The sequence below is a fragment of the Amycolatopsis sp. WAC 01376 genome (assembly GCF_003947415.1).
GTDB lineage: Bacteria > Actinomycetota > Actinomycetes > Mycobacteriales > Pseudonocardiaceae > Amycolatopsis.
Genome location: NZ_QHKL01000003.1, coordinates 1128474 through 1142814 on the forward strand (window position 1 = coordinate 1128474; position 14341 = coordinate 1142814).

Genomic DNA, 14341 nt, shown 5'->3' on the forward strand with positions numbered 1-14341 from the left:
CGCCAAACGCCTTCTCGACACCGACTACGGCCCGGCCAGTGCGGTAGGCGGCGTCCGCTCCGCTGCACGCATGCGAGCGTCATGCGCGTGCGCCTCTGATGTCGGTCATCGGTGGGCGCGGGTTGCCTTTGCGCCCTGGGAAGCCGCGCGGAGCGGCGTGCCCGGTGTCGAGCGTTTCCGCGTGGTGCAGGGCGATCTCCGCTGCCTGTTGCATCGCTGCGCGGGTCCGTTCGGGGGGCTCGCCGAGTTGGAGGCTGGTGACGGCGGCGGCGCTGATGGCACCCGTCAGCGCGCCGACGACGCCGGCCGCGGTGATCTCGGTGAGCTTGTCCGGGTACGCCTTGTGCAGCGCCGCGGCGATTCGGGTCTGTGCGGTGAACATGGTGTGCAGCACGCGGGCCTGAACGGCGGGCGTGGTGACCACCAGCCGGGCACGGAGCGCTGCCAGCCCGTTCGGCAGGTCACCGGCGGCGGTGTGGGCGATCATGTTCTTCGTCGCCTCTGCCAGTACCTCGCGCATCGGCGCGTCGGGCCGTCGTCCCTCGATGGCCCGCACAGCCAGGTCCGTCCTCGGGCCGCCGTCGGCCAGCAGCACGTCCTCCTTGGTGGGGAAGTGCAGGAAGAACGTGCGTTTGCTGACGTCGGCGGCTTCCGCGATGTCGGCCACGCTCGTCTGGTCGTAGCCCTGTTCGGTGAACAGGCGGACGGCCGCGTTCACCAGCGCCTGCCGGGTGAGCAGCTTCTTGCGTTCACGACGTCCAACTTCGTCTGGCACAGGGGGAGCATAGTGCACCATATAACTCAATACACCTAGTGTATGAGTATACTGAGTGCATCAATGGCGGAGAGTGTCGAGAGGTGTCGTGATGGGCGAGTTGACTGGACGGACGGTGCTGGTGACCGGTGCCGGGCGGGGTATCGGCCGGGCGGAGGCGCTGTACCTGGCGTCCTGCGGCGCGAACGTGGTCGTGAACGACCCCGGCGTGGAGATCGATGGACGTGGGGGCGATGAGGGGGTGGCCGCTGCCGTGGCCGACGAGATCCGCGCGCGGGGCGGGCGGGCGGTGGCCGACACCGGCAGCGTCACCGATTGGGTGGACGCCCAGCGCATGGTCGAGTTGGCCGTCGCGGAATTCGGCGACCTGCATGCGGTGGTCAACAACGCCACCATCGAGGTCAACAAAGGGCTCGAACGGTTGACCGAAGCGGAGTTCGACGACGTTGTGGCGGTCAAACTGAAGGGGACCTTCGCGGTGAGCCGCTGGGCCACGGAGTACTGGCGTGGCCAGGTGGACGACGGAGTGCGCACCGACCGTGCCATCGTCAACACCGCCTCGGGCTCCGGGCTGCTCAATCCACTGCCCACGCAGACGAACTACGCGGCGGCGAACGCCGGAGTTGCGGCCATGACCACGGTGCACGCGGTGGAACTGCGGCGGTTGGGGGTCAGGGTGAACTGCGTCAGCCCGTCGATGGTGCGCACTCGGCTGACGAACCCGGTGCCCGGCATGGACCAGGCACCGCCAGAGGGGGAACTGGACCCGAAGGACCCTGCTGTGGTGGCCCCGCTCGTGGCCTACCTGGTCAGCGAGGGCTGTCCACTGACCGGCCAGGTCCTGTCGGTGCGCGGTGGCTCGATCGCGGTCAACCACGGCTGGACGCGCGGCGAGCAGATCAACAAGGACAGCGAACTCTGGACGGTGCCCGAACTCGCGGAAAACCTGACCGCGCTGCCGCTGGAGGATCCGTTCGACCGGTTGGCGATAGCGGTCGGTGGTGCCTTGGGCATCGACGGTCGCGACGCATTCGAGGCGATGGTCAACGCGGAACTCGACAAGAGTTGAGCGGCGCAGCCCGCGACAAAAGAGCAGCGGAAAGCGCTCAGGCCTACTCCAGGGCGGCGAGGATCAGCGCGGCCATCGCGGCGGGATCCCCGTTTTCCGGGCGCAGCACCAGATCCGCGCTCTCCGGCCGCTCGTAGGGAGCGTCCACCCCGGTGAACCCGCTGATCTCGCCCGCCCTCGCCTTCGCGTACATCCCCTTGGGATCGCGGTCTTCGCAGACCTCGAGCGGGGTGTCGACGAAGACTTCCAGGAACGGCAGCCCGGCCGCCTCGTGCGCGGCGCGGGCGAGTTCGCGGTCGGCCCGGTACGGGCTGATCAGGGAGACCACCGACACCACACCGGCGTCGGCGAACAGCTTCGCGACCTCGGCGACGCGGCGGACGTTCTCGGCGCGATCGGCGGGGCTGAAGCCGAGGTTCCCGTTCAGCCCGTGCCGGAGATTGTCGCCGTCCAGCAGGTACGCGGGCCTGCCGGACGCGACCAGCCGCCGCTCCAGTTCCACGGCCACACTCGACTTCCCGGACGCGGAGAGCCCGGTGAGCCAGACGGTGAGCCCGCGCGTCGCGCGTTCCGCCCTGGTGACCGCGGCGGTGTGCCAGACGACGTTCGACGCCGTCACACTCGGCCCGGTGATCATGCCCGCCGCGACCGTCGCGCCGGAATGCTCGTCGACGAGGAGGAAACCGCCGGTGGAGCGGTTGCGGCGGTAGGGATCGAACAGCAGCGGTTGTCGCGCGCGGAGCCGGATTCGGCCGATCTCGTTGAGGGACAAAGAGTTCGCGGTCTCGTCGCGGTGCAGGGTGGTCACGTCGAGCCGGTAGTCGAGGTCGCGGATCTCGGCCTTGGTCTCGCGCGTGGTGTGCCGCACGAGGTAGTTCGAGCCGGGTGTCAGCGAGCCTTGTTCGGAGAACCAGCACACCATCGCGTCGACGTCCCGGCCGGTGTGCGGACGGTTGCCGGGGCGGCAGATCAGGTCGCCGCGGCCGAGGTCGAGGTCGTCGGTGAGTTCGATCGTGACGGCCTGCGAGGCGAAGGCTTCGGTGACCGTGGTGCCGCCCGGCCCCCAGATCGCGCGCACCGTCGTGGTGAAACCGGACGGCAGTACGGCGACCTCGTCACCGGGTTTGAACACCCCTCCCGCGACGGTGCCCGCGTACCCGCGGAAGTCACGGCTGTGCTCCCGGATCACGTACTGCACCGGGAATCGCGCGTCGATGAGATTGCGATCCGAGGCCACGTGCACCTGTTCGAGGTGATGCAGCAGGGAAGTCCCTTCGTACCAAGGCATCCCGGCGCCGCGGTGCACGACGTTGTCGCCGTGCAGTGCCGACATCGGCACGAAGGTCAGGTCGGACACCTGTAGTTTCATGGCGAAGCGGCGGAAGTCCTCACGGATCTCCTCGAAGCGCTCCTGCGACCAGTCGACCAGGTCCATCTTGTTGACGCAGACCACCAGATGCTGGATGCCCAGCAGGGTCGCCAGGAACGCGTGCCGCCGCGACTGTTCGAGCACGCCTTTGCGGGCGTCGATCAGGATCAGCGCGAGATCCGCCGTGGACGCCCCGGTGACCATGTTCCGGGTGTACTGCACGTGCCCCGGCGTGTCGGCGATGATGAACTTCCGTTCGGGGGTGGCGAAATACCGGTGGGCGACGTCGATGGTGATGCCTTGTTCGCGTTCGGCGCGCAGGCCGTCGGTCAGCAGAGCGAGGTTCGGATACGCCTCGCCGCGGTCGCGGCTGGTGCGTTCGATGGCTTCGAGCTGGTCGGTGAACACCGTCTTGGAATCGAACAGCAGACGGCCGATGAGGGTCGACTTCCCGTCGTCGACGCTGCCCGCGGTCGCGAGGCGGACCAAGGAAGCACCCATCAGAAGTAGCCTTCCTTCTTCCGGTCTTCCATGCCCGCCTCGGAGATCCGGTCGTCGGCGCGGGTGGCGCCGCGTTCGGTGAGCCTGCTGACGGCGACCTCGGCGACCACTTCGCCCGGTGACGTCGCCGTCGACTCGACGCAGCCGGTGCAGGTCGCGTCGCCGACGGTCCGGAATCGAACCGTTGCCTCGTAAGGGGTTTCGCCTTCGCTCAAGGTGAGGAAGCGGGTGTGCGCGAGCAGCATGCCGTCCCGCTGGACGACCGGGCGCCGGTGCGAATAGTAGATCGACGGCAGGTCGACGCCCTCGGCCTCGATGTACTGCCAGATGTCGAGTTCGGTCCAGTTCGACAGCGGGAAGACGCGGATGTGCTCGCCCTTGCGGTGCCTGCCGTTGTAGAGATTCCAGAGTTCCGGCCGCTGATTGCGCGGATCCCATTGGCCGAACTCGTCGCGGAAGCTGAACACCCGTTCCTTCGCGCGGGCTTTCTCTTCGTCGCGCCGCGCTCCGCCGAACACGGCGTCGAAGGAATGCTCGCGGATTCCCCGCAACAAGGCCGCGGTCTGGAGGCGGTTGCGGCCCGCCTTCGGATCTTCGACGACCCTGCCCGCGTCGATGTCGTCCTGGACACTGGTGACGACGAGCCGGAGCCCGTAGGTGTCGACCGTGCGGTCCCGGAACTCGATGACCTCGTCGAAGTTGTGCCCGGTGTCGACGTGCATCACCGGGAACGGCGGTGGTGACGGCCAGAACGCCTTGGCCGCCACGTGGAGCATCACCATCGAGTCCTTGCCGCCGGAGAACAGCAGCACCGGCCGTTCGAAGGTCGCCGCGACCTCGCGGAAGATGTGCACGGCTTCGGCTTCCAGCGCTTCGAGATGGGTGAGCTCGTATGCCGGGGACGCCATCGTGACCTCCGTGGTTCGAGACCAGGAAAGTAGAACAAGTTCTTGTGCTTGGTCAAGGGGAGGAGGACGCTGTCGGCATGGACCTGGTCGCACTCGAAGAGATCCGACGACTCAAAGCCCGTTACCTCCGGTGCCTCGACCTCAAGCTGTGGGACGAGATGGCCGGGACCCTGACCGTCGACGCGCACGCGCGGTACGGCACGCCGTCCTACGGCAAACCGCTGACCTTCGAAGGCCGCGACGCGGTCATCGAGTTCTTCCGGAACGCAGTCGGGCCCGGCATCACGACGGTGCACTTCGCCGGACAGCCGGAGATCGACGTCGACGGCGACACCGCGACGGGCACCTGGCTGATGCGGGACAAGGTGATCGTGCCCGAGCATCGGGTGGTGATCGAGGGTGCGGCGTACTACGAGGACACCTACCGGCGGGTGGACGGCGCGTGGCTGACCGCTTCGACCCAGTACGACCGGCTGTACGAGACGATGATGTCGATGGACGACGTGCCGAGCCTGAAACTGACCGCGAACCGCTGGTCTTCCTGACCTGCCAATTCCGCGTTTAGTCCTCTGGATGCGGTCCTTGCACGTGCAACTACCGCATTGAGAGGACTAAACGCGGGGGTGGTGGCCGCCCGATTCGGTGGTGACGGCGTCGGCGGCGGCGACCAGTGCCGCGCCCCGGCGCGCGATCTCGGCGCCGGTGATCGGCTCGCCGACCGACAGCGTGAGCACCAGCTCCTGCCGTCCCGAAGCGTCGAACGTCGGCGCGGCGAGCAGGCTCACCGCGTGCTTGCGGCGCGGCTCCAGATCGGCGCCGAGGTAGACGCGCTCGCCGAGGCTCGACACGAGTTCTCCCACCAGGCCCCGCACTTCCGGCGGCAGCTCCTCCGCGCCGACGCCGGCCATCAGCGCGTAGAGCCGACGGCCCGCGGTGGTCAGGCTCTCCACCAGGTAACCGTGCTCGCGGCATTCGGCGACGACGCGGCGAAGGTGCGCTTCGTCCAGCCGCACCGGCACCGCCGGGGGTTTGGCGAGCCAAGCGTCGAACGCCGCGTCGGAGTCCCACAGCACGTACATCAGGCCGACCGGTGGCGCGAACGGATAGGTCTCGCCCAATTTCACCCGGCCGGGACCGGCGCTCTGCAACATGAGGATCCGGTCGCCGACCACGGCCGATGCCGTGCACGTGGCGCCGTATCGCCTGCTCAGCTCCTCGAGATGACGGCGCGCGACCTCGCTCGCGCCGAAGCCTTCGCTGGCGACGCGGCCCGCGGCGACCATGGCCGGCCCTAGCCGGTAGGTGACCGGCTGAGGGTCCCGGACCAGGTAGCCGCCCGCCGTCAGCTCGGTCACGATGCCGAGGCAGGTCGGTTTGGCGAGGTCCAGCTCGCGCGCGAGTTCCGACAGGCCGAAGCGGCGGCCGGGGTGCGCGGCGAAGAAGTCGAGCAGCCGCACGACCCGCTCGGTGGGCGGTGAGCGTCGGGTCATTGACCCATCCTTAGAACGCGTTCTAGTCTGATGTCGCGAAGAACGTACCAAGTCGGTACGTATTTGTACCAGTATGAGGAGTCGCCGGTGCTCACTCAACCGCTCGCGGACGCGATCGCCGAAGCCGAGAAGGTCATCGCGGAGGCGCCGCACATCCGGACCGAACAGGATCTGGTCGAGGGGTACGACTACCTCGCCGGCAGCATCCGCGCGTCCTTGCAGATGGCGTGGGCCTACGAACGGGACTATCCGTTCTTCACCCAGTCCACCGGGCCGTACACGAAGATGGGTCTCGACAATCCGGACACGCTGTACTTCAACGCGAACATCCGCGAGGACCGCGAATACGTCGTCACCGGGACGCGGGGGAGCACGGCCGACGTCAGTTTCCAAGTCCTCAACGGCGACTACTCGCCCGTCGAGGTGCCCGACAGCCTCGCCGCCTTCGACGACCGTGAGATCGAGATCGCCGAGGACGGCTCGTTCGAACTCCGCTTCGGACCGGCGAAACCCGACCCGGGACCGAACTACTTCGTCCTCGGCCCTGGTTCGTCGATGCTCGTGGTGCGCGAGGTCTACAGCGACTGGGCCACCGAACGCCGCGGCACGATCCAGATCCAGTGCGCCGACACCGCGGGCGGCGCACCCGCGCCGCTCACCCGCGACGGGCTGGCCAAACGCTACGGCGTCACCGGCAAGATCCTGCTGAGCAGGCTGCGCACCTTCCTCGCGTTCCCGAAGTGGTTCTACCTGAACCTGCCGGTGAACACGATGACCGAGCCCCGGCCCACGCCGGGCGGCCTGACCACGCAGTACTCCTCGGCCGGGCACTACGAACTGGGCGACGAAGAGGTCATGATCGTTACGGTGCCGCGCTCCGACGCGCCGTACCAGGGCATCCAGCTCGGCAGCGTCTGGTATCTCTCGCTGGATTACATCAACCATCAGACGAGCCTCACCGCCGACCAGGCGCGGGTCGATCCGGACGGCAAGATCCGCTTCGTGATCAGCGAACGCGATCCCGGCCTGGCGAACTGGCTCGAACGCACCGGGCACGACCGCGGATACGTCCAGATCCGCTGGCAGCGCCTGTCCCGCGTGCTGGACGAAGCCGACGGTCCCGCGGTCGAGGTCGTGAAGTTCGGCGAACTCGCCGACCGGCTGCCGTTCCACGACGAGGCGCGCGTGACCCCGCAGGAGCGGGCGGATCGGATCTCGGCCCGTCAGAAGGCGGTCGCGGCGAGGATGCTGGGATGACGGATCTCTTGCGGGACAAGGTGATCGTGGTCTCCGGGGTCGGCCCGGGGCTCGGCAGGTCGATCGCCGTGCGCTGTGCCGCGGCGGGCGCCGACGTCGTCCTCGCCGCCCGCACCGAATCCCGGCTCGCCGAGGTCGCCAAGGAGGTCGACGCGCTCGGCCGGCGCGCGGTCACCGTGTCCACCGACATCACCGACGACGCTTCGGCGGCGAACCTCACCGAGGCCGCGTTGAAGGCGTTCGGCCGGGTGGACGCCTTGGTGAACAACGCTTTCGCCATCCCGCCGATCATGGATCTCGCCGACGTCGACCTCGCCGACGTGCGGGCGGGCTTCGAGACCAACGTGCTCGCCGCGCTTCGGCTCACACGGCTGTTCACGCCTTCGCTCGCGGAGAGCGGCGGTTCGGTGGTGATGATCAATTCGGCCGTGCTGCGGCATTCCCGGCGGACGTTCGGCGCGTACAAGATGGCGAAAGCGAGCCTCCTCGCGCTCGCGCAGAGCCTTGCCTCCGAGCTCGGGCCGCGCGGGATCCGGGTCAATTCCGTGGCACCCGGCTACATCTGGGCGGATTCACTGAAGTGGTATTTCGCCTACCTGGCCAAGGAACGCGGGGTTCCGCCGGAGCAGGTGTACGCCGAAACGGCGGAGACGATCGACCTGCGCCGCCTCCCGGAGCCGGACGAGATCGCCGACACCGTCGTGTTCCTCGCCTCGTCGCTCGCCCGGTGCGTCACCGGTCAGTGCCTCGACGTCAACGCCGGCGAATACCACCACTGAAGGGGAGAACATGCTGCCAGGGCGGGAAAACGTCGGCACCGTGGACGATCTGCACGCGTCGGCGGCGAAACTCACCGGGCTCTACGACTTCGGCGGCGAAGACCACCTCGAAGGTCTCCGCGTGCTGCTGGATTCGTACGCGGGCGAGGCAGGTCTGACCCCGTACGGCAACAAGATCCATCGCGCGTTCCTGCGCGGGGCCCTGGTGGCGAGGTCGTTGAGCGAGGCTTCCTGGAAGCAGAATCCGGAGTACGCCGACGTTCCCGTCGAGCGGCCCATTTTCGTCACCGGTCTGCCGCGGACCGGGACCACGGCACTGCACCGGCTGCTCACCGAGGATCCCGCGCACCAAGGACTGGAGGTCTGGCTGACCGAGGTGCCGCAACCGCGGCCGCCGCGCGAGACGTGGGCGGAGAACCCGGTCTTCCAAGGGATCCAGGCGGGATACGAGAAACACCACGTCGAACATCCCGAGTTCATGGGCCTGCACCACATGTCCGCCGATCAGGTCGAGGAATGCTGGCAGCTCCTGCGGCAGTCCCTGAAATCGGTGTCCTACGAATGCCTCGCGCACGTGCCGTCGTACTCGCGGTGGCTGGACGGGCAGAGCTGGACCGACGCGTATCGAAGGCATCGGCGCAATCTGCAGCTCATCGGCCTGCCGGACGCCGGACGCCGCTGGGTGCTCAAGAACCCGAGCCACCTCTTCGCGCTCGACGCGCTGCTGGAGGTGTACCCGGACGCGCTGATCGTGCAGACCCATCGCGCGCCGAGCACGATCGTCGCGTCGGTGTGCAGTTTGAACGAGCAGGCTTCGGCGGGCTGGTCCGACGTCTTCCGCGGTGACGTGATCGGCCGCAGCCAGCTGGATCTGTGGGCGCGTGGTGCGGAAAACTCAATGGAGGCGAGGAAACGGCACGATCCGGCGCAGTTCTGCGATGTCCGGTACGAGGATTTCGTCGCCGATCCGATCGGTACGGTCGAAGGCGTCTACCGGCATTTCGGGCTCCCGCTGAGCGAAGCAGCCCGGGACGCGATGACCGTGGTGCACGCCGAAAGCCGTTCCGGGGAAAGGAAACCCGTGCACCGGTACGACCTCGCGGACTTCGGGCTCACCGCCGGCGAGGTCGACGAACGCTTCTCGGCCTACCGCGCCGCTTACGCCCTCTGAAACCCCCGCATTTAGTCCTCTGGATGCGGTAGTTGCACGCGCAAGGACCGCATTCAGAGGACTAAATGAGGGGTAAGGCAAACGTGTCGTGGCGCGGGGCCGGTGTCGCTTGTGCGTAGGCGTTCTTCTGGTAGTGAGGGCCTCTTTGCCTACTCTGAGGGTAGTGAAGGAGGCTTTCGCTACCGTCGGATGTGGTCCTTGGTGACGGTGGGACGGTTGTGGTCTCGGCGGCTGGTCGTGAAGTACATGAAGGCCCCCTTCCTTGCGCTAGACGCAAGGAAGGGGGCCTTCATGTACTTCGGTAAGCACGCGAGATCCGGGTCTGAGCACGCGAGTACGGTGCCGCGTCACCCAGCCCCCCGCCTCACTCGAGACACGCCACGTTTGCCTTACCCCTCAATAAATGCGGCGGGGTCAGAAGCCGGCGGCGCGTTGGGCGGGGAGGCCGCGGGTCGTGATCCCGCGCAGCACCTCGACGCGGTCCGAACCCGGCCGCCCGAGCACCCAGCTCGACCCGGGGACCTCCTTGGCCTGCTTCTTCAGTGGCGCCAGGAGCCGGGAAGCGTCCTTGTAGGACCTGATCGCGCCGTTCCCGCACACCAGGGTCGCCAGGGAAACCGTCACCGGCAGCCCGTCGGCCGACCACGGCGTGTCCAGCAGCGCCGCGGCGACCGTGCCGATCTCGTCGACGTCGCAGGCGATCAGGAAGTCGTCCCCGCCGACGTGGCTGACGCGCATCCGGCGCAGCCGGGCCTCGAGGTCGGTGAGTGTCCGGCCGAGCGTGCGGATCAGGTCGTCGCCCGCGGCGAACCCGGCCGTGTCGTTGACCGTCTTGAACGAGTCGACGTCCAGCCAGGCCGCGACGAACGGCTCCCGCGCGTTGATCCGGCGGTCGACGTCCCTGGCGACGGCGTCACTGCCGGGCAGCCGTGTCAGCGGGCTCAACGAGACCGCCTCCTCGACCTTCGCCTCCGCGACGCCGCGGACGACCTCGTTCACCAGCACCACGCCGACACACCGGCCGCGGTCGTCGACCACCACGACGTCGTCGCCGGTCCGGCCCCAGTCCGCGTCGGTGACCAGTTCGAGGAATTCGAGCGCGCTCGCGTCGGCGTGGATCGTGTGCGGCCGGTCGGCGAGCCGTGACGCCGGCCGTTTGGCGTGCAGGGCGTGGCCGTACAACCCGGTGACCGCGACCAGGAACCGCGTCCGGTCGATCGACCACTGTGGACGGTGCCGGTCGTCGATGCCGACGATGCCGCTCGGCCCGTCGGCGGCGGCCAGTACCTCGCGCACGTCGTCGCAGGTCGCGTCCTCCGGCAGCGTGGTCGCGGGCCGGAGGAAGTCGCCGACGCGGCGGGCGCGGGCGGTGCCGGGGACGAACGGGCCGGGCGCGTCCGGCGCGGGCAGCGGCGCGTGGTCGCCGTCCGGCGGGGCGAGCAGGTTGCCCTGCGCGATGCGCACGCCGAGCCGCCGGGCGGACTCCAGCTGCTCGGTGGTTTCGAGCCCGGTCGCGACCAGGCGGTTGTCGGTGCGCGACGCGAAATGCAGCACCGCTTCGACCACCGCGACGGCGGCCGGGTCGTGCGGCAGGCCGCGCAGCACACTGCGATCCAGTTTCACCAGGTCGACGGGCGCCGAAGCGAGCAGGGTGAGCGGGAGGTCGCCGCGGCCGAGGCCGTCGAGCGCGAGCCGGAACCCGAGGTCGGTGAGCCGTCGCATACCGGTGAGCAGCAGGTCGGCGGGGATCTGCGTGAACGGCGGCCCGATCTCCAGCACGACGTCCCTTGTCCGGCGGCCCGCCAGGCCGAGCGCCTCGGTCAGCGGGTCGAAGTGGGCGGGCGGTGCCGCCACCGTGCGTGCGGACAGGTTCAGGTGCAGGGGGAGGGCGGCCTGCGGCTCGCGCAGCTGCCGGACGGCCTCGGCGGCCAGCCCGACGTCGACCTCGGCCAGCCTGCCGCTGCGCCGGGCGTCGGCGAGCAGTTCGTGGGCGGTGCCGCGGCCCGGCCGTGCCAAGGCCTCGAACGCGACGACGCCACCGGTGTGCAGGCTGTACAACGGCTGGTAAGCGAAGCGGACAGCGATCTGCAACGTCACAAGCGCATATTCGCGGGTGGCGGCAGGAAACGAAATACGTGTCAACTGATGTTCATCGTGAAGGCACCTGGGTTACCTAGAACGGCGTAACGCACGCCACCCGATCAGGTGTTTTCTTACTTGCCATGGTGACAATCGGAAAAGCGCCGACATCGCTTCGACGGTAGCCGGAACATCTTCGCGGCCGCTGGTGAAAGCCCGCTGGAGCGGGGTGGGCAGCATGAAGAACAGATCGAAGAACACCGGGACCGTTCCGGGCGGCATCCCGCACAGCGCACGCAGCCCGTGCCGCCGAAGCCCCTGCACGGTGCGCGCCGAGGACGGCCACAGCGCCCGGTGCGCGGCCGACGCGGCCGCGGCCGGCCCTCGGTCCCAGGCCAGTGCGACGGCGTCGGCCACCGGTTCCGCGAGCCGGGTCGACGTCGCGACGCTGTACCCGGTCGCCGGATGCACCAGCCCGGCGGCGGCCCCGAACGGCACCGTCCGGCCACGCCGGGGCACCGGCACGTCGAGCACGATCCGCACGCGTTCCTCGCGCCCGCGTGACGTCAGCCCGACGGCCCTGAGCCGGGCATGCAGCCGTGCAGCCAGGACCTCCAGCGGCAGACCGGGTTTGCGGGCCAGCGAGGTCTCCTCGACCATGACGGTGCCGTCGCCGAGCGGCAGCACGTACAGGAACCCGGACTCGGTCTTCCGCCAGTCCATGAACACGGCGGTATCCGGGCCGTCGACCAGCCGCAGCGCGTCCTCGGCGGGGAGGACGGCGCCGAACGCCGTCTGTTCGTACCGGTCGCCCCGCGGCCGGGCACCGGAAGCGTCGACATAGAGACCCGTCGCGAGGACACGGCCGTCCTCAAGGCGCACCGACGAACCCTGTCCGCCGTGGTCCACGCCGGACACAGTCCCGGTGACGACGTCGTAGCCGCCGTCCAGCCACGTGCGCAGGCCGGCGTTGTCCAGCACCAGGTACTGCCGATCGAGTACATGCGGCACGGTCCCGAAGGCCAATGTGGTCGAAGGTGCGCAGGCGACGGCGGTCTCCGGCAACGCGGGCAGCTCGTCGGCCCACAGCCCGTAGGTCGCCCGCCAGCGCCTGCCCGGCGCCGGGTCGATCAGGGTCGTCTCCAGGCCGCGCCGGGCACAGGCACGCGCGAGCGCCCGCCCGGCCGGACCGCCGCCCGCGATCACCACGTCCGCCACCTGGGCAGTGTCTCAAAGCCACGACGGATACGGTGTGACGCATGGAACAGACGGACCCGAGGGCATGGCGGCGCGATCCGGAGAGCGCGAACGCCGGGTTCAGCGATCTCGCCACGAGCCCGTTCCGGATCGACCGGGACCGGATCGCCGCTTCGCCGTTCTTCGCCCGGCTCGGCGGCGTGACACAGGTCGTCAGCGCCGGGGGCGCCGGGTTGCTGCACAACCGGCTCACGCACAGTCTCAAGGTCGCGCAGGTCGCGCGCGCCATCGCCGAGCGGATCAACGCGAGCAGCGACTCCGCCGAACTCGCCGCGAAACTGGGCGGCTGCGATCCGGACGTCGCCGAGGCCGCCTCGCTCGCGCACGATCTGGGGCATCCGCCGTTCGGGCACCTCGGCGAGCAGACCCTGGACCGGATCGCGCGGCACCGGTTCGGCCTCGCGGACGGTTTCGAAGGCAACGCGCAGTCGTTCCGGATCATCACCACCACCGACGTGCGCGGCCCGTCGGCCTCCGGGCTCGACCTCACCACGGCGGTGCGTGCCGCGGTGCTGAAGTACCCGTGGGCGCGGTTGCACGTGCCCGATCCGCATCCGACGTCGATGCCCGTCCAGCCGCGCGGCGCCGCCGGGTCCGCCGACGCTCCCGGCACCGGCGCGAGCAAGTTCTCCGCCTACAGCACCGAACTCGACGACTTCACCCAGGCGCGGGCCCCGTTCGACGGCCGGATCGAACCCTGGCAGCAGACCGTCGAAGCGTCCGTGATGGACACCGCGGACGACATCGCCTACGCCATCCACGACCTCCAGGACTTCCACCGGATCGGCGTGCTGCAGCACGCGCCGGTCGCGGCCGAGTTCACCGGCTGGGTCGACCACGCGCTGGAACTGGCCGGGCTGGACGACGCGACCTTGACCGCCGAACGGCGGCTGCCCGGCCGTTCACTGGAACGGCTGCGCCGCCGGATGCACGCCAAGGACGGCTGGATCGTCGACGACGACGCCTTCACCAGCGCCGTCGCCCGTGTCCGCGCCGAACTCGTCGACGGCCTGCTCGCCACCGGGTTCGACGGTTCCATCGAGGCCGAACAGGCCACCGCCGCCTTCTCCTCGAAGTGGACCGCGCGGCTCGTCGACGGTGTGCAGGTGGTGGCGTCGCCTTCGGCCCGGACAGGGCATCTCACCCTGCGGCCCGCGCAGTGGCACGAGGTGCAGGTGCTGAAGTTCGTGCACCGGCGATTCGTGTTGCTGCGCCCGGAACTGGCGCTGCACCAGCGCGGGCAGGCGAGCCTGGTGACCACCTTGGTCGACGCCCTCGACGCGTGGCTGCTCGATCGTGACGAGTTCTACCGGCTTCCGCGACGGTTGCACGATTTGGTGGAGCTGGCGCGGTCCGAGTTCTCCGCGCTGGCGCGGACGTCGCCGGAACTGCTCGTCGGAGCGACCGGGGAACCGGTCACCGGCGCCGACGCCGTGCGCGGTCTGGCGCGAGGGCGGGCCGTGGTCGACTTCGTGGCGTCGCTGACGGACAAGCAGGCGGTGACCCTTTTGGACGGCTTGTCGGGCCGTGCTTCCCAGCCTTGGTCGGATTCGTTCGTCCTGTAGCGACTCGATTACCCTGAACGGCCCACGGCCTGCGGCCGAATCCGGAAAATCTCCATCCGACGTCACCCGAACGGCTCCTGCCGCCGGTGCACGCTCGGTACTTAGCTTGATCGAGCCGGTG

At 69.1% G+C, this 14341-nt stretch carries 12 protein-coding genes; 6 read left to right on the forward strand and 6 right to left on the reverse strand.

Translation table 11 applies throughout. From position 1 onward, the window contains the following. Positions 1–79: 79 nt before the first annotated feature. Positions 80–775 carry a TetR/AcrR family transcriptional regulator gene (locus tag DMH03_RS22120; RefSeq protein WP_125793836.1) on the reverse strand — a complete coding sequence of 232 codons (696 nt, stop codon included), beginning with the start codon at positions 773–775 and terminating at the stop codon, positions 80–82. Between the two features lie 91 nt (positions 776–866). Between DMH03_RS22120 and DMH03_RS22125 the strand changes: the two genes are divergently transcribed. Beyond that, a complete protein-coding gene (locus DMH03_RS22125; protein WP_199748963.1) occupies positions 867–1844 on the forward strand; it encodes an SDR family NAD(P)-dependent oxidoreductase in 978 nt (325 codons plus the stop codon). A 43-nt stretch (positions 1845–1887) separates the two neighbouring features. On the opposite strand, the gene cysC is transcribed toward DMH03_RS22125, so the two are convergent. Both cysC and cysD read right to left on the reverse strand, forming a co-directional pair. Continuing rightward, positions 1888–3714 (reverse strand): adenylyl-sulfate kinase, encoded by a 1827-nt coding sequence (cysC, locus tag DMH03_RS22130; RefSeq protein WP_125793838.1) that lies wholly within the window; start codon positions 3712–3714, stop codon positions 1888–1890. Then, the gene (cysD, locus tag DMH03_RS22135) at positions 3714–4622 is read right to left on the reverse strand and encodes a sulfate adenylyltransferase subunit CysD (protein ID WP_125793839.1); all 909 of its coding nucleotides are present in this window, start codon (positions 4620–4622) and stop codon (positions 3714–3716) included. Before cysD ends, cysC begins: the two co-directional genes overlap by 1 nt. A 77-nt stretch (positions 4623–4699) precedes the next feature. Between cysD and DMH03_RS22140 the strand changes: the two genes are divergently transcribed. After that, complete coding sequence (locus tag DMH03_RS22140; protein ID WP_125793840.1) at positions 4700–5167, forward strand: nuclear transport factor 2 family protein; 468 nt, start codon at positions 4700–4702, stop codon at positions 5165–5167. A 66-nt stretch (positions 5168–5233) separates the two neighbouring features. On the opposite strand, the gene DMH03_RS22145 is transcribed toward DMH03_RS22140, so the two are convergent. Continuing rightward, on the reverse strand, positions 5234–6112 hold the full coding sequence (locus DMH03_RS22145; protein WP_125793841.1) for a helix-turn-helix domain-containing protein: 879 nt from the start codon (positions 6110–6112) through the stop codon (positions 5234–5236). Between the two features lie 87 nt (positions 6113–6199). Between DMH03_RS22145 and DMH03_RS22150 the strand changes: the two genes are divergently transcribed. Genes DMH03_RS22150 through DMH03_RS22160 form a run of 3 tightly spaced genes read left to right on the forward strand, consistent with a single transcriptional unit; the run spans position 6200 to position 9319 of the window. Then, a complete protein-coding gene (locus DMH03_RS22150) occupies positions 6200–7369 on the forward strand; it encodes a DUF1214 domain-containing protein (protein WP_199748964.1) in 1170 nt (389 codons plus the stop codon). After that, the gene (locus tag DMH03_RS22155; RefSeq protein ID WP_125793843.1) at positions 7366–8148 is read left to right on the forward strand and encodes an SDR family oxidoreductase; all 783 of its coding nucleotides are present in this window, start codon (positions 7366–7368) and stop codon (positions 8146–8148) included. Before DMH03_RS22150 ends, DMH03_RS22155 begins: the two co-directional genes overlap by 4 nt. Positions 8149–8158: 10 nt before the next feature. After that, a complete protein-coding gene (locus DMH03_RS22160) occupies positions 8159–9319 on the forward strand; it encodes a sulfotransferase (protein ID WP_125793844.1) in 1161 nt (386 codons plus the stop codon). Positions 9320–9733: 414 nt separating this feature from the next. Here the strand turns inward: DMH03_RS22160 and DMH03_RS22165 are convergent, their stop codons facing one another. Then, positions 9734–11416 carry a GGDEF domain-containing protein gene (locus tag DMH03_RS22165; protein ID WP_125793845.1) on the reverse strand — a complete coding sequence of 561 codons (1683 nt, stop codon included), beginning with the start codon at positions 11414–11416 and terminating at the stop codon, positions 9734–9736. Positions 11417–11488: 72 nt separating this feature from the next. Further along, entirely contained in the window at positions 11489–12616 is a 1128-nt protein-coding gene (locus DMH03_RS22170) for a lycopene cyclase family protein (protein ID WP_125793846.1), read from the reverse strand. Positions 12617–12657: 41 nt separating this feature from the next. On the opposite strand from DMH03_RS22170, the gene DMH03_RS22175 reads away from it, so the two are divergent. Then, entirely contained in the window at positions 12658–14220 is a 1563-nt protein-coding gene (locus DMH03_RS22175) for a deoxyguanosinetriphosphate triphosphohydrolase family protein (RefSeq protein WP_125793847.1), read from the forward strand. Positions 14221–14341: the final 121 nt, after the last annotated feature.

Coding starts and splice junctions, on each gene's coding strand:
- cysD (WP_125793839.1), bottom strand. CDS start 4,622: ATGGCGTCCCCGGCATACGAGCTCACCCATCTCGAAGCGCTGGAAGCC.
- DMH03_RS22160 (WP_125793844.1), top strand. CDS start 8,159: ATGCTGCCAGGGCGGGAAAACGTCGGCACCGTGGACGATCTGCACGCG.
- DMH03_RS22175 (WP_125793847.1), top strand. CDS start 12,658: ATGGAACAGACGGACCCGAGGGCATGGCGGCGCGATCCGGAGAGCGCG.
- DMH03_RS22140 (WP_125793840.1), top strand. CDS start 4,700: ATGGACCTGGTCGCACTCGAAGAGATCCGACGACTCAAAGCCCGTTAC.
- DMH03_RS22145 (WP_125793841.1), bottom strand. CDS start 6,112: ATGACCCGACGCTCACCGCCCACCGAGCGGGTCGTGCGGCTGCTCGAC.
- DMH03_RS22155 (WP_125793843.1), top strand. CDS start 7,366: ATGACGGATCTCTTGCGGGACAAGGTGATCGTGGTCTCCGGGGTCGGC.
- cysC (WP_125793838.1), bottom strand. CDS start 3,714: ATGGGTGCTTCCTTGGTCCGCCTCGCGACCGCGGGCAGCGTCGACGAC.
- DMH03_RS22125 (WP_199748963.1), top strand. CDS start 867: ATGGGCGAGTTGACTGGACGGACGGTGCTGGTGACCGGTGCCGGGCGG.